Genomic DNA, 22,729 nt, shown 5'->3' on the forward strand with positions numbered 1-22,729 from the left:
CATTAGGCCATGAATGGCTCGCCTTTTAAATCTTGTTCCTTAAATTTCTTCACTAATTCTAAAGCATCAGGAATAACATCACTACATAAAATAATTAAAGATCCTTTCTGCGCATTTTTTACTGCATGAGTAATTGCTTCCCTTTCCGAAGGAATAATCGTAGTCTTCTTATTAGGGTCTTTCATTTGAATACCATCATTTAAAAGTTTGATGAGTTCTTCTTCCGTACGCCCTCGCAATCTTTTGTCTTGTCTTATTATAATTTCATCAAACATTTCTGCTGCAATGCTACCCACTTGATTAGTGTCCTCATCACGTCTATCACCAACACCTGCAATTATACCAACCTTAACAGTAGCTTCCAATTCATCAGTAAACTTTTTAAGAGCCATCATACCAGCCGGATTATGTGCATAATCTAAAAGGATGGTAAAGTCTTTAAATTCAAATAGGTTTAAGCGTCCAGGTGTTTGTGAAGCTGATGGTATAAACGTCTCCAAAGCGGCTTTCATGTCCTCAATACTAATACCCTGAACATGAGCTCCCAATACTGCTGCTAAAACGTTTTGAATCATAAATTTCGCTTTACCACCGTAAGTCAATGGGATATGCTCCGCTTTCATAATGCGCATTTTCCATTCACCTCTGCAAATGGTAACATAACCATTTTCATAAACTGCCGTAATACCGTTTAACCGCTGTAGCGCTTTTATTCTAGGATTGTTCTCGTCCATTGAAAATAAAGCTATATGACATTCTACAGAACGACGCATATCGTAAACCAAATCATCATCGGCATTTAAAATAGCATAACCACTTGGTAGCACTGTTTCTGGAATTACACCTTTTACTTTAGCTAATTGCTCTATGGTATGAATACCTTTTAAGCCTAAATGGTCTGCAGCCACATTGGTTACAATACCTACATCACATTTTTTAAATCCTAAACCAGCACGAAGTAATCCGCCTCTGGCACATTCCAATACCGCAAAATTAACGGTTGGGTCTTTTAGTACAAATTCAGCACTTGCTGGACCAGTACAATCACCTGTCATTAGTAAACGGTTTTGTATGTACACACCATCACTGGTTGTGTAGCCAACACGATAGCCTTTCATTTTAGCTATATGAGCCATCAAACGTGAGGTTGTAGTCTTTCCATTGGTTCCCGTAATAGCCACGATAGGAATACGGCCAGTATCTCCTTTTTGCGGGAATAATTTATCAATAACAGGAGCCGCAACATTACGAGGCAAGCCTGAAGTTGGCGCCAAATGCATTCTAAATCCTGGACCTGCATTAACCTCTAAAACGGCTCCACCTGTTTCCGATAGCGGTTTTGAAATATCTGTTGTCATGATATCAATGCCACAAATATCCAAATCAATGATTTTAGAAATACGTTCAGCCATACTCACATTAGCAGGATGTACAATATCTGTAACATCTTCAGCAGTGCCTCCTGTACTTAAATTAGCTGTGTCTTTTAAAATTAAACGCTCCCCTTCTGCAATTACAGATTCTAAAGTATAGCCTGCATCTTTTATTATGGTTTTGGTCAATTCGTTAACTGTAATTTGAGTGAGCACATTTTCGTGTCCATAACCACGTCGTGGATCTTTATTGACCTCATCTATTAACTCTTGAACAGTAGATTTACCATCACCTATAACATGAGCAGGAGTACGTTTGGCGGCAGCTACCATTTTATTATTGATAACTAAAACTCTATAATCTTCGCCAGTTATAAATTTCTCAACGATTATAGCACCACTTCTGGAACTTTCCTTGGCTTGATGGAACGCTTCAAGTGCTTCATCATAATTTTGAATATTAACCGTTATACCACGACCGTGATTCCCGTCAATTGGTTTTATCACTAAAGGAAAGCCAACATAATCACAAGCCTCTTCCAGACTGCGTTCACGTCTAATGATATCACCACGTGGCACTTCAACTTCGGCTTGTTCTAACAAATATTTTGTATCTTCTTTATCACAAGCCAATTCTACACCAATACTACTAGTTTCACTAGTTACTGTTGCTTGAATACGTTTTTGATTGGCTCCATAACCCAATTGGCATAATGAATATTTATTCAATCGAATCCATGGAATACCACGTGCTTCAGCCTCTTCAACAATAGAACCTGTACTTGGACCCAACCGATCATTCTCACGTAATTCACGCATTTTTTGAATGTCATCTGCCATATCATAGTCTTCGCCTTCAATTAATGCCTCACAAATTCTAACAGCAGCTTTTGCCGCATAACGCCCAACAGACTCCTCCATATAAGCAAAAACCACACTATAAACACCTTCTTCGCCATACCCACGTGTACGACCAAAACCAACGTCCATACCTGCCAAAGTTTGTATTTCTAAAGCAATATGCTCAATTATATGACCCATCCAGGTACCTTCTTCTACACGTTGAAAAAATCCTCCAGGCTCACCAACAGAGCACCTATGCTCATACATAGTTGGAAACATGGCCTTTAATCGGTCATAAAAACCATCAATCTTATTAGACGGTCGTTCTTCCATCTCTTCAAGATCAAGAACCATTACTATTAATTTATGACGACGTACTGACCAATAATTTGGTCCTCTCATAGCATTTATTTCTCGTATAATCATGTGGTTTGGCTTTGTTAATTTTTTAGTGAAAGATTATAAATATATACATTTTTCTAATAAAAAATTAGTTTATTTTTGCTCAATAATTTTGAATGTGATTAGATGAAGTCAATAAAGGGTACACTTATTCCAATTGGAGGAAATGAAGACAAAGGATATAGTGATGATGATTATAACAAGGTTGATTATATTGAAGAAGGCATCTTATCTCATGTGGTACGTGAAGCTGGAGGCCTTAACGCTAATATAGTTGTTATACCTACTGCTTCTAGCATTCCCGTTGAAGTCGGTGAAAGTTATATCGAAGCTTTTAAAACGCTTGGTTGCGAAAACGTAACTGTTTTAGATATTAGAAATCAAAAAGATGCTGAAAAGCCTGAAGCCATTTCATTAATAAAAGCAGCAAACTGCATTATGTTCTCTGGTGGCGATCAATCTAAAATAGCCAAAAAAATAGGTGGTACAACCATTCATAACATTCTACTGGATCGTTTTAAAAACGAAAAAGGGTTTGTTATTGCTGGAACTAGTGCTGGTGCCATGGCTATGGCAAAAGAAATGATTACTGGTGGAAGTGCTTCTGAAGCCTTTGTAAAAGGTGCAGTAAGAATGAGTAACGGACTTGGCCTAATTCCGCAATTAACTATAGATACGCATTTTATTCGAAGAGGCCGTTTTGGACGCTTGGCCGAAGCTGTTGCGAAGCATCCTAAATTGATTGGAATTGGATTAGCCGAAGACACAGGTTTAATTATAAAAAACAATGTTGTTCGTGTAATTGGCTCTGGAATGGTTATCGTTTTTGATCCAAGAAAGTTAAAACACAATAACGAAAAGATATTGAAAGAGGGTACACCTATGTCTCTGACCAATTTAAAAACACATGTTTTGGCTAATGGTGACCGATTTAATATTAAGAAGAAAAAAGTTAAAGTCTTACCTGTAGCAGAACCTTTTATTTAATTTTTATAAATAGATACCGTTTCTATCCCAATTGAAGACTTTGAAGCACGATACATACCTTCTGTATTAAATGGCATAGCAATATTGCCTTGAGAATCGACAGCTATTAAGCCACCATCTCCTCCTATTTCAAGAATGCGCTTGTTTATGACTTCGTTTGAAGCGTCTTTTAGTGACATGTTTTTGTGTTCCATTAAGCAAGACACATCATAAGCAACCACTCCACGAATAAAAAACTCACCACTACCTGTACAAGAAACAGCACAAGTTTTGTTATTCGCATAATTTCCTGCACCTATCATTGGTGAATCACCAACACGTCCCCATTTTTTATTGGTCATACCTCCAGTCGATGTTGCTGCTGCAATATTACCATCGTGGTCACATGCTACCGCTCCAACAGTTCCAAATTTCGAATCTTTTTTTGTTGAATGATCTAATTGAAAACTATCTGTATCTTTAATTTCTAACCATTGTTTATGGCGAAAATCATCATAAAAATAGTTAGCATCTTCAATATGGTAATTCAATCCTTCAGCAAAACGCATAGCACCTTCACCAGCTAAAAAAACATGTTCACTTTTTTCCATAACATCACGTGCCAAACTCACTGGGTTTTTAATACCCGTAATTAAACTAACAGCACCAGCATTCAAAGTTTTTCCATCCATAATACTGGCATCCATTTCATGGGTTTCTTCAGCAGTAAATACACTACCTTTTCCTGCATTAAAAAGATGAGAATCTTCTAAAGATTTAACGGCTACCTCTACAGCATCAACAGCTGTTCCGCCATTTTCCAATAAATAATAACCAGCATCTAATGCATCTTTTAATGCATCTTTATATTTCGCTTCTAATTCAGGAGTCATCATGCCTTTCACTAGAGTACCTGCTCCACCATGTATGGCTATAGAAAATGTTTTCATTTATCTTTTTTTAATGCTGTGAAATTACAAATTGCATTTCAATTGCCGCTCAATTACGCTTAACTTTTTGTAGCTTTGAGTTTCTTTCAAAAACTATCACATGTCTGAACAAAAACGTCTTTTTTTAGTCGATGCTTATGCTTTGATTTTTCGTGGCTATTATGCTTTTATTAAAAACCCAAGAATTAATTCTAAAGGTGAAGACACATCAGCCATAATGGGTTTTATGAATTCACTTTTAGATGTCATAAAACGTGAACGCCCTGACCATTTAGCTGTGTGTTTTGATAAAGGTGGCAGTGTTGACCGTGTTGAAATGTTTGAAGCTTACAAAGCTAATCGTGATGAAACACCTGAAGGCATTAGAACCGCAATACCACATATATGTAATATTTTGGAAGCCATGCATATTCCTATTATGGTTAAAGAAGGATACGAGGCTGATGATGTTATAGGAACCCTTTCACGACAAGCAGAAAAAGAAGGTTACAAAACCTATATGGTGACTCCTGATAAAGATTTTGCACAATTGGTTACTGAAAACATTTTTATGTACAGACCTGTTTTTGGTGGTGGCTATGAGACTTGGGGTATTCCTGAAGTCCAGAAAAAATTTGAAGTAACAGACCCCATGCAAGTCATTGATTTTTTAGGCATGATGGGTGATTCCAGCGATAATATTCCTGGACTTCCTGGAGTTGGTGAGAAAACAGCTAAAAAATTTATAGCACAATTTGGTAGCATGGAGGGCCTTTTAGCCAATACTGACCAGCTTAAAGGTAAAATGAAGGAAAAAGTTGAAGCTAATGGTGAATTAGGTTTACTTTCAAAAAAACTAGCAACCATAATGTTAGATGTCCCTGTAACCTTCAATGCCAAAGATTTTGAATTAGACCATCCTGATATAGAAAAAGTAAAAGCTATTTTTCAAGAATTAGAATTTAGAAGACTTACTGATAATTTCTTAAAAACATTTGCTGTTGAAACAACCGAAACTAATACTTCGGATACTTCTGCTACGCTCAATACAGAATCCAGCGAGAAGCCTGAAAAACCAAAAACAGAAAAAACATCGACAGCTGGCTCTGGTCAGTTTTCACTCTTTGGTAATGATGGAACTACAACAGAAACTAAAAGTATTTCCGATTATACTCGTAAAACTGTGGAAACGACGTCACATTTTTATCAAAGTGTCGCTTCAGGCATGGCGACTAAATTATTTATTAAAAATCTACTGAATCAAGCTTCGGTATGCTTTGATACCGAAACTACAGGTCTCAATCCATTAACGGCCGAATTAGTTGGTATTGCTTTTTCTTGGGAAATTGGCAAGGGGTTTTATGTGCCTTTTCCTGAAGACCGAAATGAAGCCCAAGAACTTATTGAGCAACTCCGACCATTTTTTGAAAGTGAATCCATTGAAAAAGTTGGTCAGAATTTAAAGTACGACATCAAAGTTTTGGCCAAATATAATATTGAAGTAAAAGGCAAGCTCTTTGATACCATGTTGGCACATTATCTTATAAATCCAGATATGCGCCATAATATGGATGTCCTAGCTGAAACCTATTTAAATTACACGCCTATTTCCATTGAAACATTAATTGGAAAGAAAGGGAAAAGCCAGCTATCTATGAGGGAAGTGCCTTTAGATAAACAAACTGAATATGCCGTTGAAGATGCTGATATTACACTTCAACTTAAAGAGCATTTTCAGAACGAATTAGGTGAAGCAAACACACAAAAATTATTTGATGAGATTGAGATTCCACTGTTACGTGTTTTGGCTTCCATGGAATTGGAAGGTATAAATCTTGATACCAATTTTTTAAACAGTTTGTCTGACCAACTCAACAAAGACATTGCAGATTTGGAACAAAAAATATATGCCGAAGCTGGTGAAGAATTCAATATTGCATCGCCAAAACAACTAGGCATCATTCTTTTTGAAAAAATGAAATTGGTTGACAAACCTAAAAAAACCAAAACAGGACAGTATGCTACTTCTGAAGACATTTTGAGCTATCTGGCGAAAGATCATGACATCATAAAGAATATTTTAGAGTATCGTGGTTTATCAAAATTAAAAAGCACCTACGTTGATGCCTTACCGCTTCAAGTTGAACCCTCAACAGGTCACGTACATACTGATTATATGCAAACGGTTGCTGCAACAGGACGATTGAGTAGCAACAATCCAAATTTACAGAATATCCCAATCCGCACCGAACGTGGTCGTCAAGTACGAAAAGCATTTATTCCAAGAAGCGACGAGTACACGTTACTTGCTGCTGATTATTCACAAATAGAACTGCGTATTATTGCCGCCTTAAGTGAAGAAGAGACAATGATTGAAGCTTTTAAAAATGGCGAAGATATTCATGCTTCAACCGCTTCAAAAGTATTTAATGTACCTTTAAATGAAGTCACACGTGAGCAACGTAGTAATGCCAAAACAGTAAACTTCGGGATTATTTATGGTGTTTCTGCTTTTGGCTTAAGTAATCAAACCGATTTATCAAGAAGTGAGTCTAAAGAACTCATTGACACCTATTATGAAACCTATCCAAAACTTAAAAGCTACATTGGTAAGCAAGTCGATTTTGCCAGAGATAATGGCTATGTTCAAACCGTTTTAGGCAGACGACGGTATTTAAAAGATATCAATTCTAGAAATGCTGTAGTTCGTGGTGCTGCAGAGCGAAACGCAGTTAATGCACCTATTCAAGGAAGTGCTGCCGATATTATTAAAATTGCCATGATTAATATCCACGAAAAATTGGAAGCTGGAGACTATAAAACCAAAATGCTTTTGCAGGTTCATGATGAATTGGTTTTTGATGTTTATAAACCTGAATTAGAGGAAATGAAAACCTTAATTAAAACGGAAATGGAAAATGCTTTTAAATTAGAAGTACCTTTAGATGTTGATTTAGACATTGGTGATAATTGGTTAGAGGCGCATTAAGAATTATCGACTCCTTTTATTCTTTTTCTTATACTTTACTTTAGTCTTTCGTTGATTGAAAGGAACTGCATCGTTAAAGGTGTGTTTTGGTTTTCCAGGTTTGTTCTTACGCCATTTTTCGTCTTTATTAGGTAATAAAACATCTAATAAATCTTGACGACCAAGTTTGTTTAAAGTCTTTTTAATCCAAGCCTTGTTTTCGTCTTTATACCAAAAGAAAAAACGATGTTGCTCATCTTTTTCCTTTCGCGTTTTTGGCGTATTGACCTTTTTTAAAGTATATGGATGATAACCGCTATAATAAATAACCGTGGCAACCGTCATTGGAGTTGGCGTAAATCCTTGTACTTGCTCTAACTGAAATCCCATATCCTTGGTTTCGGCAGCGAGGTTTGCCATATCTTCAGCTTCACAAGCCGGATGATTGGAAATAAAATAGGGTATAAGTTGTAGCTTCAACTTATGCTTGCTATTAATCTTATCGAAACGTTCTTTGAATTTATGAAAATAAGAAAATGAAGGTTTTCGCATTAGTTTCAACACAGGATCACTTGTATGTTCTGGAGCGACTTTTAAGCGTCCAGAAACATGCTTTGTCATGACTTCTTCTGTATAATCATCCAATTCTTTTGGATCTGCATTTTTATTAAATTCAGGCACTAACATATCATGACGAATCCCACTTCCAATAAAGGATTTCTTCACTTTAGGATGACTATCTACGGCTTGGTATAATTCGGTTAATGGTTTGTGAGATGTATCTAAATTACTACAAATCACAGGGGAAATACAACTAGGCGCCACACACTTATCGCAAATTGATTGTATCTTCCCTTTCATTTTATACATATTGGCACTTGGTCCACCAATATCAGATAAGTAACCTTTAAAATCTGGCATATTCGCAACCGTATCTACTTCTCTTAAAACAGATTCCTGACTTCTTGAGGCGATAAATTTACCTTGATGCGCCGAAATGGTACAAAAACTACAACCGCCAAAACAACCACGATGGATGTTGATGGAAAACTTAATCATTTCGTACGCAGGAATTGGTCCACGTTTATTGTATTTAGGATGTGGTAATCGTGTGTATGGTAGCTCGAAAGACGCATCAATTTCGTCTTCGGTCATGGTTGGATAAGGCGGATTAATCATCAAGGTTTTATTTCCCACCTTTTGAAAAATACGCCGGGCAGCTAGCTTATTAGATTCTTGCTCAATGATTTTAAAATTAGATGCGTATGCTTTTTTGTCCCTTAAACAAACTTCATGTGAGGCTATTTCAACATCTTCCCAATTACTGTTTTTCGGAATTTTAGCGCCTTCATCTATTAGTACAGCAGTTTGCTTGATGGTTGATATACTCGAAAAAGGCACACCTTTTTGAAGTAAACGAACCACTTCACGGAGTGGTTGCTCACCCATTCCATAGACTAACATATCTGCTTTAGAACTTTCTAAAATAGTAGGCATCAATTTATCACTCCAGTAATCGTAATGCGTGACACGACGCAATGAGGCTTCTATTCCTCCAATTAAGACAGGAACATCAGGCCATTTTTCTTTTAAAATATTACTATAAACCGTTGTGGCGTAATCAGGCCGGAATCCTATATCGCCATTTGGCGTATAGGCATCTTTATCGCGACGCTTTTTATTTGCGTTGTAATTACTAATCATGGGATCCATACAACCGCCTGTAACACCAAAAAATAATTTAGGTGCGCCAAGCTTTACAAAATCCTGCAGATTATCGTTTACATTAGGCTGTGGAACTATAGCTACGCGCAATCCGTAACTCTCTAAAATTCGACCAATAACTGCAGGACCAAACGATGGGTGGTCAACATAAGCATCTCCGCTAAACAATATTACGTCTAGTTCGTCCCAACCACGAATCTTGACCTCTTTGTTTGTGGTAGGTAACCAACTAGAAAGTTTTAGTTCTTGCATAGACTGCAAAAATAGGTAAAATTGATATGATAACTATATGTTTGGGAATTTGAACACGTTTATACTTTAAACAAAATATTGATCAAGGTGATTTCGATAAAATTAAAAAAGCAGGAAATTAACCCTGCTTTTTAAAAATTGAAATTATCTAATTGTTTATGCCATCTGCATATCGTGTTTACCTTCATATACCTCTTCAACTAACTTTGAGTTGAATGCTGGTAAATCTTTAGGTGAACGACTGGTAACCAATCCTTCATCTACAACAACTTCTTCATCTACCCAATTGGCACCTGCGTTAATAATATCTGTCTTAATTGAGTTATAGGATGTAACTTTTCTTCCTTTTAAAACATCTGCTTCAGCCAACAACCATGGTGCATGACAAATTGCAGCTACAGGCTTTTTATTTTCAAAGAATGATTTTACAAAACTAATTGCTTTGTCGTTTCTTCTTAATAAATCTGGGTTTATAACACCACCAGGTAGCATTAAAGCGTTATAGTCACTTTGAGATACCTCATCCAATGTTTTGTCAACTTTATAGGAATCGCTCCAGTTACCATCTGCCCATCCTTTTATTTCTCCAGATTCTAGAGACACAATGTGTACATCGGCTCCGGCTTCTTCTAATGCTTTTTTAGGTTCTTTTAATTCACTTTCTTCAAATCCATTGGTTGCTAAAATTGCAACGGTCTTTTTATTTAAATTTTCCATTTGTAAATATTTTTAATTTGTTAATAATTTCTTCTCCATTTAATATAACATCAAAGACAAGTTAAACCAAATGCTTAAAACAGTTTAACCCAATATTAACGGTTATTGTTAAAGATTCTTAAGAGTACATTTTCAAATGTTGAATATGTTAAAAATCAATTCGTATAAGTCAATATTTGAAATTAAAATCTTATAGATTGCGTAACTGAATTCTTAAATCCATAAAGTCATGATAATTACAAAAATATTAGGTCTCACCAGTGCACTTACAAAAAGCAAAAAAGCCAAACTTGGTATTTTGGCGATTGAAATGGGGTTATTGATTTATGCTATTAGATCAAAAAAGTTGGAAAGGAAAGAGCAGGAATTAATAAATAAAACTAAAGATATAGTTTCGTAACTACCACAACATGCTTATTAACAACAACTTCATCTTTTCTCGAGGCAACTTTTAATGTCGGTCTTTACTTAATTGATTTATAATATTCTCTATTACAATAAATTCATCTACACTATTTGGTAATCAAATATATAATCGTAAATTTGCAAACTCTTTTTAAGAGAGGAATGTTTAATAAGAAAAAATAGAAAGTGTGGACACATTAAGCTACAAAACGATTTCAGCAAACAAAGCTACTGTAAATAAAGAGTGGGTTTTGGTTGATGCTGAAGGTCAGACATTAGGTCGTATGGCTTCTAAAGTTGCAAAACTTTTAAGAGGAAAGCATAAGCCTAACTTCACACCTCATGTTGATTGTGGTGATAACGTTATTGTTATCAATGCAGAAAAAATCAACTTAACTGGAAACAAATGGACAGATAAATCCTATATCCGTCACACAGGTTACCCAGGTGGTCAAAGAAGTTTAACTGCTAGCGAATTGTTTGGAAAAGATCCAGCAAGATTAGTAGAAAAATCAGTAAAAGGAATGTTACCTAAAAACAAATTAGGTGCCGATTTATTCCGTAACCTTAACGTTGTTGTTGGTTCAGAACATGCTCATGAAGCACAAAAACCAAAAACAATCAATTTAAACGAATTTAATTAATGGAAGTAATTCACAAAATTGGCCGTAGAAAGACGGCTGTTGCTCGTGTGTATGTTGCCAAAGGAAAAGGTAACATTACGGTGAACAAAAAAGACATGGCGGAATATTTTCCGACTGCAACTTTGCAGTATAAGGTAAATCAACCTTTAGCTATGACTAACAATGATGGCAGCTTTGATATTACAGTAAATGTATATGGAGGTGGCATTACAGGTCAAGCTGAAGCTATCCGTTTAGCATTATCTCGTGCTATGTGCGAACTTGATGCAGAAAACAGATTAATTTTAAAACCAGAAGGTTTATTAACTAGAGACCCAAGAATGGTTGAACGTAAGAAATTCGGTCAGAAGAAAGCTCGTAAGAAATTTCAATTCTCTAAACGTTAATTTTTCCAACTGGATTGGGAAATGCTCACAAGCTTTCTCAATCTGGTTAAAACAAAACACAATTTTTAACCTAGTTATTGTTGTCCATGACCAAATGGTCAGGATTTAGTTTAGCATCTAAATGATTAAGGCGATTTAAATTAAAGACCACTTAATCATTGCTAATTCAACAGAACGTAAACTATTACAAACATGGCAGTAGAAGTAAAAGAACTACTAGAAGCAGGTGTACACTTCGGACACCTTACACGTAAGTGGGATCCAAATATGGCTCCTTACGTATATATGGAACGTAACGGCATCCATATTATTAACCTTTACAAAACAGCAGCTAAAATGGAAGAAGCTGGAGCAGCATTAAGTAAAATTGCAGCTTCAGGTCGTAAAATTTTATTTGTTGCAACTAAAAAACAAGCAAAAGATATCGTTGCAGAGAAATCTGGTGCTATCAACATGCCTTACATTACTGAAAGATGGCCAGGTGGTATGTTAACTAACTTTGTTACTATTAGAAAAGCTGTTAAGAAAATGGCTGCAATTGATAGAATGAAGAAAGATGGGACATTTAATTCTTTATCTAAAAAAGAACGTTTACAAGTTGATCGTCAACGTGCTAAATTAGAAAAGAATTTAGGTTCTATTTCAGACATGACCCGTTTACCAGGTGCTTTATTTGTTGTTGACATTAAGCGCGAGCACATTGCGATTAAAGAAGCTCAAAAATTAAACATTCCAATCTTTGCTATGGTTGACACAAACTCTGATCCACGTCAGGTTGATTATGTTATTCCTGCAAATGATGATGCTTCTAAATCAATAGATAAAGTATTATCATACGTTACGGGTTCAATCGCTGAAGGTTTATCTGAACGTAAAGCTGAAAAAGATGGTGCTAAAACAGAAAAAAAGGCGCCTAAAGCAAAAGCTTCTGCTAAAAAAGCAGCAGTAGCAACAGAAGAGGAAGAATAAAATAAATTAACAAAACTATTAAAGTCGTTTAATACCTTTCTTCCAAAGAAATAACATTAAACGACTTTTTTAAATTAAAAAAATTATGGAAGCTATAAAAATAACAGCAGCAGAAGTAAATAAATTAAGACAAGCTACAGGTGCCGGAATGATGGACTGTAAAAAAGCTTTAGTTGAAGCTGAAGGTGATTTCGATAAAGCTATTGAAGTACTTCGTAAAAAAGGTCAAAAAGTAGCAGAGAAAAGAGCAGACAGAGATTCATCTGAAGGTGCTGCAATTGCTAAAATTAATGATGCTAACACTGCTGGTGTAGCTATCGTGTTAGGTTGTGAAACAGATTTCGTTGGTAAAAACGAAAACTTCGTAGCATTAGCAAACGAATTGGCTGAAGCTGCAATTAACTACAATTCTAAAGAAGAATTTTTAGCCGCAGATTTCGGCGGTATGACTGTTGCTGAAAAATTAACTGAACAAACTGGTGTTATTGGTGAAAAACTAGATATCACAGCTTTTGAAAAATTAGAAGCACCTTATGTTGGTTCTTACGTTCACATTAATAAAATTGCTGCTTTAGTAGGTTTATCAAGTGAAGTTGATAATGCTGAAACGCTTGTTAAAGATGTGGCTATGCAAGTAGCTTCAATGGGAGCAACTACATTATCATACAAAGATTTTGATCCTGCATACATTGCATCAGAAACTGAAGCTAGAATTGCAGTCATCGAAAAAGAAAATATTGAATTAGGTCGTTTAGGAAAAACGCTTAAAAATGTACCAGAATATATTTCTATGGCACAGTTAACGCCTGAAGTAATTGCAAAAGCTGAAGAAGCTGCAAAAGCGGAATTAAAAGCTGAAGGTAAGCCAGAACAAATCTGGGATCGCATTCTTCCTGGTAAAATGGAGCGTTATATTTCTGATAACACAACATTAGACCAAGAGCAATGTCTATTAGACCAAAAGTTTATTAAAGACGAAAAGAAAACCGTTGCACAATATGTAGAATCTTATGGTGATGTTGAAATCACTGGATTTAAGCGTGTAACAGTAGGATAATATATTATCATATATTTTACAAAAGCCTCTCAAAATATTGAGGGGCTTTTTTTATTTAAACAACATTTTACGGAAAAACCGTAAAACCAATTATGCATTTCATCGAAAAGTTAATAATTACGTATAAGTACGTATTTTTTCTTTTCAAAAATAGCTTTACGTTTGTTTTACATAACCATCAATTATTATGAAATCAAAAATTTTAAACGTATTAAATTCCTTTTTTAATGTTAATTTCAGATTTTTTAGTTTAAAAATTACTGCTGTTATGATTCTCTTGTTATTTTTTAACTGTCAAAATGATGACTTATTAAATGATACTGAATCAAGGCAGAAATTTGATACGGATTTTTCTTATTCAATAAAAACTAAAACTTTTAAAGAATTAAATTCAGATATTAGATTCTCAAAAGCTGTAAATGACTTTTCTAAAAACAAAAGTTTTAAGACTAATTCAAAATCAGCAATTGAAGAAGAATATGGTTTCACTATTGATTCTACGGTAATTAAAGAAATTTCCTCTGATGAATTTACCACCTATACATTTGTAGTTTATAAAGATTCAATTAATAACGAAAACTATTATAATAATCTTGTTTTAAAAATAGATTCTCTAAATATAACAAAGGCATATATCATAACCTATGTTTTGAATTCTGAAAGTTATACGATAACAGAGGATGATTCAAAATATTTAGATAATGTCGTTGAAATTATAGAAATTGATTATACTAATAGTCAAAATAAATTATCTGCGGACTGTGTTGGAACTCCCATGTGTCCATGGAGTCAAAATGGTGATATGCCTCCTCATATAGCTGGAGAAGGATGTTTTGCCCAAAACAGAACAGGGGATGATGCGATATACATGGATTATTCTGGTTGTAGCAGTGATACTGGAAGTGACCCAGATGAAGAAAATACTGGAGGAGGAAATACTAGTGGAGGAGGAAATACTAGTGATGGAAATACTACTGGTGGGCCTAATAGCGAAAGTAATCCAATTGTTACTAGTCCAATAAAACCATGTTCTGGTCGTGATTGTCCTGAAGATTTTGAAGAAGAGGATTGTGATTTTGATAGTTTAATCAATAGGGTATTAAGTACCGAAGGAGGGTTTGTTAATGACCCTACTGATCCAGGTGGAGCAACAAACAAAGGGATATCATGGCCTGTTTGGAAACAAAACGCAAGAGATATCCTTGATTTAGAACCAACAATTGAAAACTTGAGAGATTTATCAGATGAACAAGCTAAATTAATTTATAAAGCCAAATATTGGGATGCGATTTTTGCAGATGAAATAAATGATGGAGATATTAGGTTTTTACTATTTGACTTTTACGTTAATGCTGGAAATAATGCAATTAAAGTTCTGCAAAGTACATTAAACGAATTAGGAAGTAATGTTACTGTGGATGGCGCTATTGGAAATCAGACAATATCGGCGATTAATGACTTTGAGGACATTTTATTATTATATAATACTTTTAAAACAAATAGGCAAGGGTATTACGATTTGATAACTCAAAATAGTATTGATAGGTACTTAACAAATCATCCAAATGCTTCTGACTCTGAATTAAGACTAAAAACTTTTAAAAGATTTATCGATGGATGGACAAATAGAGTAAACGAATTCTTAAACAAAACAACTGAAAATAATATAAACGTAAATTGCTAAAAATAAAATTATGAAAAAAATATTTATTATAACCTTAATTTTTATGATATCAAAATCATGTTTCTCTCAAACTATTTCCGGCAATTGGGCTTGGGAGTACGACAATGGAAAACATATAACCGAAATTACTCTGGAAAATATTAATTCGAATACATTACAAGGAAATTATTGCAGTACATTTTATAGTGGCAGTAAAATTGACTGCAATGAGAATTTAAATGATTTTTGTATACAAGTTTCAAGTACATCAACCAATGTTTTTGAAGGTACTTTTAAAAGTAGTTTTTGTGAAGAATTAGGAATTTTAAGATTGACTTATAATCCAGCAGAAGATCAACTGTTCCTTGAAATATTAAATGAACCTGATGGAGAATATTATTTACCAGACGATGTAATTTTTAATAGATGAAAAGCAAACCGCTGCACAATATGTAGAGTCTTATGGTGATGTTGAAATCACTGGATTTAAGCGTGTAACAGTAGGATAATATATTATCATATATTTTACAAAAGCCTCTCAAAATATTGAGGGGCTTTTTTATGTCAATCCAACAAAAAATTCTCAATCCAAAAACAAAAAAATTATGTAGTTTTGCTAAACGCTCAAAAACAACCATGAAATACAAAAGAATACTCTTAAAATTATCCGGTGAGGCTTTAATGGGTACGCGCCAATACGGTATAGACCCGGAACGTTTATCAGAATATGCTAATGATATCAAATCTATCATTAATGAAGGCGTAGAAGTAGCCATAGTAATTGGTGGTGGAAATATTTTTAGAGGTGTTGCTGGAGCAAGTAATGGCATGGATCGTGTTCAAGGTGATCACATGGGTATGTTGGCTACGGTTATCAATGGTTTGGCATTACAAAGTGCGCTTGAGAATGCTGGCGTACCAACCCGTTTACAAACAGCGATTAAAATTAATGAAGTCGCTGAACCGTTTATTCGTAGAAAAGCCATGCGGCATTTAGAAAAAGGACGTGTGGTTATTTTTGGTGGCGGCACGGGTAATCCTTATTTTACAACTGATTCAGCTGCTGTGTTACGCGCTATTGAGATTGAAGCCGATGTCATTTTAAAAGGTACACGTGTAGATGGTATTTACACATCCGACCCTGAAAAAGATGCCAACGCCATAAAATTTGACCATATTACTTTTGATGATGTTTTACGCAAAGGTTTAAAAGTTATGGATACAACGGCTTTTACATTAAGTCAGGAAAACGAGTTGCCAATAATCGTTTTTGATATGAATAAAAAAGGCAACTTGTTAAAGGTTGTTTCGGGTGAAAAAATTGGAACCAAAGTAAATTTATAATATTTGGCGTGTTTTTTGAATAGATCATTTTAAACTTAATTTTTTAGCGATGAACGAAGACATACAATTTATACTAGACACAGCAAAGGAAGCAATGGATGCTGCTATAAAGCATTTAGAAAAGCAATTAGTAAACATTCGTGCTGGCAAAGCAAGTCCTGCTATGTTAGGTAGCGTAATGGTAGATTACTATGGTTCTCAAACACCATTAAACCAAGTTGCCAACGTAAATACCCCAGATGGTAGAACCATTACAGTGCAGCCATGGGAAAAAGCGATGCTTCAAGAAATTGAGCGTGGCATTATGCATGCTAATTTAGGCTTTAATCCTATGAATAATGGTGATTCCATTATTATAAACGTTCCACCTTTGACTGAAGAACGTAGAACTAATTTAGCCAAGCAGGCAAAAGCAGAAGCTGAGGACGCCAAAGTAGGTGTCAGAAATGCTAGAAAAGATGCCAATAACGATATAAAAAAATTGGATGACGCTTCAGAGGATCTTCAAAAAAATGCTGAAATAGATGTCCAAAATATGACTGACAAGTATATTTCCAAAATTGATCAAATTTTTGAAAACAAGGAAAAGGAAATTATGACAGTTTAAAAACTTTAAAAGCGACACTTAAAGTCGCTTTTTTTAATCCTAATACCTTGCCTGTTGTTTATTTTAAAATATCTTTTATCTGTCGCTTTCATATGGCTTTTCATTTTTACAGAAATCCAGGCGCAGTCTGTTGTAAAAGACACAACTGAAACACAGCAAGACTCCCTAAAAAAAAGAGACTTAATCAAACAATTGGGTAACGGATTTTTTCCAACCAAATACTTCGATATTGATTTAAGGTATCTTATAAAGTTTAATCAATATGAAGGATTAAGAACTGGTGTTGGTGGTGTAACTAATGATGCTTTTTCAGAAAAATATCGCATTAACGGTTATCTGGTTTATGGCTTTAGGGACCACCGATTTAAATATGGAATTGGTGGAGGCATCAGGTTAATTCCAAACACGAATACTTGGTTAAATTTCTCTTACATAGATGACTTGCAAGAAACTGGGAGTTCAAAATTTATTACAGACAAACGCTTTTTTCAATTTTTCGAACCAAGGCTACTGAACATTGATTTATTTTATAAATACATTGCAAAAAACATCTCATTGGAACATCAAATCTCACCGCGTTTAGTTACTGAAACACAACTAGGTGTAAGTAATGTTAACCCAACATACAACTATATTTATGAGGTAGATGGTAAATCCTATTCAGAATTTAACTTAAGTACAGCAGTCATATCGCTACAATGGAGTCCATTTAGCCGTTATGAATTGGTTGACAAGAGGATAAAAGAAGTTAAGATTGGTTTCCCAAAATTCACGCTACAATACACTCAAAGTGTAAAAGGCGTCTTTGAAAGTGATTTTAATTTTGCTAAAATAGATTTTAGAACCATCTATGAGATTAATTATAAAAAAGACAATTTTTCTAGATTTATTTTGTCAGCTGGAATTGCAAGAGGTAATACTCCCCTCTCTCATTTATATCATGCTTATCCCAACAATATCAACAAGGAAACTATTTTGCAACGTTTTTCAGTGGCTGGTATTGATAGTTTTGAAACCATGTACTTTAATGAATTTTTCTCTGATAGATTTACAACCCTGCAATTCAGGCATTATTTTAGTCCCTTTAATATTGCTACCAGATTTAAGCCACAATTAGTGCTTATTTCTAGGTTTGCTATTGGAAACATGAGTAATATTAATAGGCATCAAGGAATTACTTTTGATACGCTTGACAAAGGCTATACCGAATCAGGTTTTGAGATTAATAAGCTTCTTTTCGGATTTGGTTTGAGTGGCACTTATAGATATGGTGCTTATCACTTACCTAAAACAGAAGATAATATTGCTATAAAATTCACATTTAACGTGACATTATAAGCTATTATTTAAGGTAATACATAGGAATTTTCTACCTTTGCAACTCGTTAATTAATGCATGTTTAAACTATTTACAAAAAGTTTTTGGGACGTTGTTGCCAGACTGATTTTACGTAATAAAATTGGTATTCTAGCAGGTATTTTGGTAGCCACTATTTTTTTCGCTTATCAGTGGGAAAACATGCGCTTTACTTATACAGAAGCCAATCTACTACCCGATGACCACGAAGTAAATATTGTTTACAAGGACTTTTTAGACATATTTGGTGAGGAAGGAAACCTTATTGTACTTGGCGTCAAAGATTCAACTCTTTTTACTGTTGAAAATTTAAATGCTTGGAACAATCTTTCGGATGCTTTTAAAAATTTTGACGAAGTTGAAACTGTTGTATCGCTAAAGGACCTACAAAAACTCGTCAAGAATGTTGATGAAGAGCGCTTTGATTTAGAACCTTTTATAAAAGATTCTATTACATCTGCTTCCGAATTAGAGATTCTTCAAGAAGATTTATTTGAAAAGTATCCTTTCTATGACAATTTCCTGTTCAATAAGGAAACTAAAACCATTCGTACAGCTATTTACATGAAAAAGGATATTGTAAATACACCTGTTAGAAAGGATTTTGTATTCAATAGCCTAATTCCAAAAATCGCATCTTTTGAACAAGAAACAGGACTTGATGTTCGGGTTTCAGGAATGCCTTATGTTCGCACATTAAACGCTCAAAATATTGTTGATGAAATTGGCAAATTTATTGCAGCTGCACTTGGCGTTACTTCACTGATATTCTTCTTCTTTTTTAGATCATTCAGAGCCACTTTAATCTCTATGATTGTAGTATGTTTAGGTGTTATGTGGACGTTTGGAATTCTTGGTCTGCTTAATTATGAAATTACGGTGCTTACGGCTTTAATTCCGCCATTGATAATTGTAATTGGTATTCCTAATTGTATTTTTCTTATCAATAAATACCAACATGAGGTCAAATTACATGGTAACAAAGTAAAATCATTACAACGTGTCATAACCAAAATCGGGAATGCAACTTTAATGACCAATGTAACAACAGCATCAGGTTTTGCCACTTTTATTTTAACTGAAAGTACCTTACTTAAGGAATTTGGTATTGTAGCTTCTTTAAGCATACTTGCCATTTTCATATTGTGTTTACTGATTATTCCTATAATCTATACGTTTTTGCCTTTTCCAAAAGATCGTCATTTGGAACATTTAAACAAGCGATGGATAGGTGGTTTTGTCGATTGGATGGAACGTATGGTAAAACAAAGGCGTATTACTATTTATATTACTTCAATCATACTTTTAATTTTAAGTATGATTGGTATGAACCAAATAAAAATTTCAGGTAGTTTAATTGAAGATATGTCAAAAACTTCTGAATTTTTTAGTGACATACGTTTTTTTGAAGAAGAGTTCAATGGCATTATGCCCATGGAAATTCTGGTTGACACCAAACGCAAAAAAGGAGTTATTAAACTAGCCACCTTAAAACGTATGAATGAGCTAGAAGAACTCATAATTGAAACACCTGAATTATCAAGACCTATTTCTGTTGTTAGTCTTGTAAAGTATTCCAAACAAGCTTACACCAATGGTAATCCAAAATATTATCAGCTGCCAACTAGTCAAGAAAACCTGTTTATTTCATCTTACATAAAAAACTCATCATCAGATGTTAGTTTACTCAAAAATTTTGTAGATAGTACGGGTCAATATGCACGCATCACTACATTTATGAAAGATGTTGGAACGGATAAAATGGAGCGTATAGAAGAAGACATTCAAAATAAAATTGACAAAGTCTTTCCTGCAGAGAAATACAACGTAACCATCACTGGGAAAGCCTTGGTTTTTCAAAAGGGAACAAAATATTTGGTTAAAAATTTAGCGATTTCGTTATCATTAGCCATAGTGCTTATTTCATTATTTATGGCATACATGTTTAGGTCATTTAGAATGATTGTTGTTTCCTTAATACCTAACCTATTACCTTTAGTAATAACAGCTGGTCTTATGGGATTTATAGGTGTTCCTATAAAACCATCTACCATTTTAGTGTTTAGTATTGCTTTTGGTATTTCAGTTGATGATACTATTCACTTTTTGGCAAAATATAGGCAAGAATTACAAGCAAATCATTGGAAAATTAGAAAGTCGGTTTACGCGGCACTTCGCGAAACAGGCGTCAGTATGTTTTACACATCCATCGTATTGTTCTTTGGGTTTTCGGTATTCACAATCTCCAGTTTTGGAGGTACTGTAGCATTGGGAGCTCTTGTTTCAGCAACCTTATTATTTGCTATGCTATCAAATTTACTGTTATTGCCTTCACTCCTATTATCACTTGAAAGAAGTATTGCCAACAAAGAAGTTTTAAAGGAACCTTCAATAAATATAATTCCAGAAGAAGACGATGATGAACCTAAAAATGATGCAACAAATACAGCCTAATATTTTAGATTTCTGAATTTGATTTTTGACACATGAAAAGGTTATCTTTGCATTCAAAATTTTTATAGATGAAACCGACGTGACAAAATAATCTTTTGACATTCAACCCAATGATTATTTTGGTCATCAAAAATTACATGTGACCATTAAAAACAAATAAAAATTAACACATGAAAACGCATACCGTAGCAGAATTATTGAAAAAGGATATTAATGCCTTACATGAAGTAGAAATAAAAGGATGGGTACGTACCTTCCGTGCCAACAGATTTATAGCCTTAAATGATGGCTCAACGTTGAATAATATTCAATGTGTTGTTGATTTTGAAAATCTTGACGAATCGCTATTAAAACGCATTACTACAGGTGCTGCTGTCCATGTTTTTGGCGAATTGACTGAAAGCCAAGGAAAAGGTCAAAAAGTTGAAATTCAAGTTTCAAAGATTTCTGTTTTGGGGGATTCTGACCCTGAAACCTACCCTATCCAACCTAAAAAGCATTCGTTTGAATTTTTAAGAGAAAATGCTCATTTGCGTACACGAACGAACACGTTTAGTGCTGTTATGCGTTTGAGATCATCACTGTCATTTGCTATTCACAAGTATTTTAATGAAAATGGATTCTACTATATGCACACACCTATTATTACTGGTAGTGATGCTGAAGGAGCCGGAGAAATGTTTCGTGTGAGTGCTTTAGATGCTAAAAACCCGCCTTTAAATGAAGAAGGAGAAGTTGATTATAAAGAAGATTTCTTTGGGAAGGAAACAAACTTAACCGTTTCTGGTCAGTTAGAAGCTGAAACATATGCTATGTCACTTGGCAAAGTTTATACATTTGGCCCTACGTTTAGAGCTGAAAATTCTAATACATCACGTCATTTAGCAGAATTTTGGATGATAGAACCAGAAGTTGCCTTTATGGATTTGGATGGCAACATGGATTTGGCTGAAGATTTTATGAAGTATGTTTTAAAGTATGTTTTAGAACATAATTTTGAAGATTTAGAGTTTTTAAATAACCGCCTTTTGGATGAGGAAAAAACTAAACCTCAAGCTGAACGTTCTGATATGAACCTTATTGAAAAAATAAAGTTTGTAGTAGAAAATAACTTTAAGCGTGTAAGCTATACAGAAGCTATTGATATTCTCAAGAATAGCAAACCAAATAAGAAAAAGAAATTCAAGTATCTAATAAATGAATGGGGTGCCGATTTGCAAAGTGAGCACGAACGTTTTCTTGTAGAAAAACACTTTAAATGTCCTGTGATTTTATTTGACTATCCAGCAAATATCAAAGCATTTTATATGCGATTAAACGAAGACGGAAAAACTGTACGTGCTATGGATATCTTATTCCCTGGTATTGGTGAAATGGTTGGTGGCTCACAACGTGAAGAGCGTTTAGATGTCCTAAAAGAAAAGATGAAAGCTTTAGATATTGATGAAAAAGAATTATGGTGGTATTTAGATTTAAGAAAATACGGAACCGCTGTACATTCAGGGTTTGGACTTGGGTTTGAACGATTAGTTATGTTTGCAACTGGAATGGGTAATATTCGTGATGTGATTCCTTACCCGCGAACACCTCAAAATGCCGAGTTTTAAAAAATAATTTAGATAATTATTGAAAACAATCTACGTTAAATAATAAATGTAGATTGTTTTT

Annotated in this window: 18 protein-coding genes; 14 read left to right on the plus strand and 4 right to left on the minus strand. The window is 34.5% G+C overall.

The window, feature by feature from the left end:
• Positions 1-2: 2 nt before the first annotated feature.
• Positions 3-2,642: a cyanophycin synthetase gene (cphA, locus tag C1S72_RS06450; protein ID WP_104734810.1), complete on the minus strand. Its 2,640-nt coding sequence runs from the start codon at positions 2,640-2,642 to the stop codon at positions 3-5.
• A gap of 102 nt (positions 2,643-2,744) precedes the next feature.
• On the opposite strand from cphA, the gene C1S72_RS06455 reads away from it, so the two are divergent.
• Positions 2,745-3,605, plus strand: coding sequence for a cyanophycinase (locus tag C1S72_RS06455; RefSeq protein WP_104734811.1), 861 nt, complete (start codon positions 2,745-2,747; stop codon positions 3,603-3,605).
• Here the strand turns inward: C1S72_RS06455 and C1S72_RS06460 are convergent.
• Positions 3,602-4,534: an isoaspartyl peptidase/L-asparaginase family protein gene (locus C1S72_RS06460; RefSeq protein ID WP_104734812.1), complete on the minus strand. Its 933-nt coding sequence runs from the start codon at positions 4,532-4,534 to the stop codon at positions 3,602-3,604. The two genes, C1S72_RS06455 and C1S72_RS06460, sit on opposite strands and share 4 nt — an antisense overlap.
• Before the next feature lie 100 nt (positions 4,535-4,634).
• Between C1S72_RS06460 and polA the strand changes: the two genes are divergently transcribed.
• On the plus strand, positions 4,635-7,502 hold the full coding sequence (gene polA / locus C1S72_RS06465) for a DNA polymerase I (RefSeq protein WP_104734813.1): 2,868 nt from the start codon (positions 4,635-4,637) through the stop codon (positions 7,500-7,502).
• Positions 7,503-7,505: 3 nt separating this feature from the next.
• Here the strand turns inward: polA and C1S72_RS06470 are convergent, their stop codons facing one another.
• On the minus strand, positions 7,506-9,458 hold the full coding sequence (locus tag C1S72_RS06470) for a YgiQ family radical SAM protein (RefSeq protein ID WP_104734814.1): 1,953 nt from the start codon (positions 9,456-9,458) through the stop codon (positions 7,506-7,508).
• A 156-nt stretch (positions 9,459-9,614) separates the two neighbouring features.
• Positions 9,615-10,175: a type 1 glutamine amidotransferase domain-containing protein gene (locus tag C1S72_RS06475; protein WP_104734815.1), complete on the minus strand. Its 561-nt coding sequence runs from the start codon at positions 10,173-10,175 to the stop codon at positions 9,615-9,617.
• Between the two features lie 229 nt (positions 10,176-10,404).
• Here C1S72_RS06475 and C1S72_RS14425 point away from each other — a divergent pair, with 229 nt between their 5' ends.
• The 12 genes from C1S72_RS14425 (at position 10,405) to asnS (ending at position 22,668) form a co-directional block, all read left to right on the plus strand.
• Complete coding sequence (locus C1S72_RS14425) at positions 10,405-10,575, plus strand: hypothetical protein (protein ID WP_162919937.1); 171 nt, start codon at positions 10,405-10,407, stop codon at positions 10,573-10,575.
• 193 nt (positions 10,576-10,768) lie between these two features.
• Positions 10,769-11,224, plus strand: a complete 456-nt coding sequence (gene rplM, locus C1S72_RS06480) for a 50S ribosomal protein L13 (RefSeq protein ID WP_104734816.1) — start codon at positions 10,769-10,771, stop codon at positions 11,222-11,224.
• Entirely contained in the window at positions 11,224-11,610 is a 387-nt protein-coding gene (rpsI, locus tag C1S72_RS06485; protein WP_104734817.1) for a 30S ribosomal protein S9, read from the plus strand. The genes rplM and rpsI overlap by 1 nt, the downstream gene beginning before the upstream one ends.
• Positions 11,611-11,802: 192 nt before the next feature.
• Positions 11,803-12,579, plus strand: a complete 777-nt coding sequence (gene rpsB, locus C1S72_RS06490) for a 30S ribosomal protein S2 (RefSeq protein WP_104734818.1) — start codon at positions 11,803-11,805, stop codon at positions 12,577-12,579.
• Between the two features lie 85 nt (positions 12,580-12,664).
• Positions 12,665-13,636 (plus strand): translation elongation factor Ts, encoded by a 972-nt coding sequence (tsf, locus tag C1S72_RS06495; RefSeq protein WP_104734819.1) that lies wholly within the window; start codon positions 12,665-12,667, stop codon positions 13,634-13,636.
• A 187-nt stretch (positions 13,637-13,823) separates the two neighbouring features.
• Positions 13,824-15,320, plus strand: coding sequence for a glycoside hydrolase family 108 protein (locus tag C1S72_RS06500; RefSeq protein WP_104734820.1), 1,497 nt, complete (start codon positions 13,824-13,826; stop codon positions 15,318-15,320).
• A 10-nt stretch (positions 15,321-15,330) separates the two neighbouring features.
• A complete protein-coding gene (locus C1S72_RS06505) occupies positions 15,331-15,729 on the plus strand; it encodes a hypothetical protein (protein WP_104734821.1) in 399 nt (132 codons plus the stop codon).
• Positions 15,730-15,935: 206 nt separating this feature from the next.
• Positions 15,936-16,643, plus strand: coding sequence for a UMP kinase (gene pyrH / locus C1S72_RS06510; protein ID WP_104735812.1), 708 nt, complete (start codon positions 15,936-15,938; stop codon positions 16,641-16,643).
• Positions 16,644-16,692: 49 nt separating this feature from the next.
• Entirely contained in the window at positions 16,693-17,250 is a 558-nt protein-coding gene (frr, locus tag C1S72_RS06515) for a ribosome recycling factor (RefSeq protein ID WP_104734822.1), read from the plus strand.
• A gap of 54 nt (positions 17,251-17,304) precedes the next feature.
• Positions 17,305-18,588, plus strand: a complete 1,284-nt coding sequence (locus C1S72_RS06520; protein ID WP_230401588.1) for a hypothetical protein — start codon at positions 17,305-17,307, stop codon at positions 18,586-18,588.
• A 58-nt stretch (positions 18,589-18,646) separates the two neighbouring features.
• Positions 18,647-21,061, plus strand: coding sequence for an efflux RND transporter permease subunit (locus tag C1S72_RS06525; protein ID WP_104734823.1), 2,415 nt, complete (start codon positions 18,647-18,649; stop codon positions 21,059-21,061).
• Positions 21,062-21,231: 170 nt separating this feature from the next.
• Complete coding sequence (gene asnS / locus C1S72_RS06530; protein ID WP_104734824.1) at positions 21,232-22,668, plus strand: asparagine--tRNA ligase; 1,437 nt, start codon at positions 21,232-21,234, stop codon at positions 22,666-22,668.
• The last annotated feature ends 61 nt before the right edge of the window (positions 22,669-22,729 follow it).

Origin of the sequence: Hanstruepera ponticola, from assembly GCF_002940745.1 — a bacterium.
Taxonomy (GTDB): Bacteria; Bacteroidota; Bacteroidia; order Flavobacteriales; family Flavobacteriaceae; genus Hanstruepera; species Hanstruepera ponticola.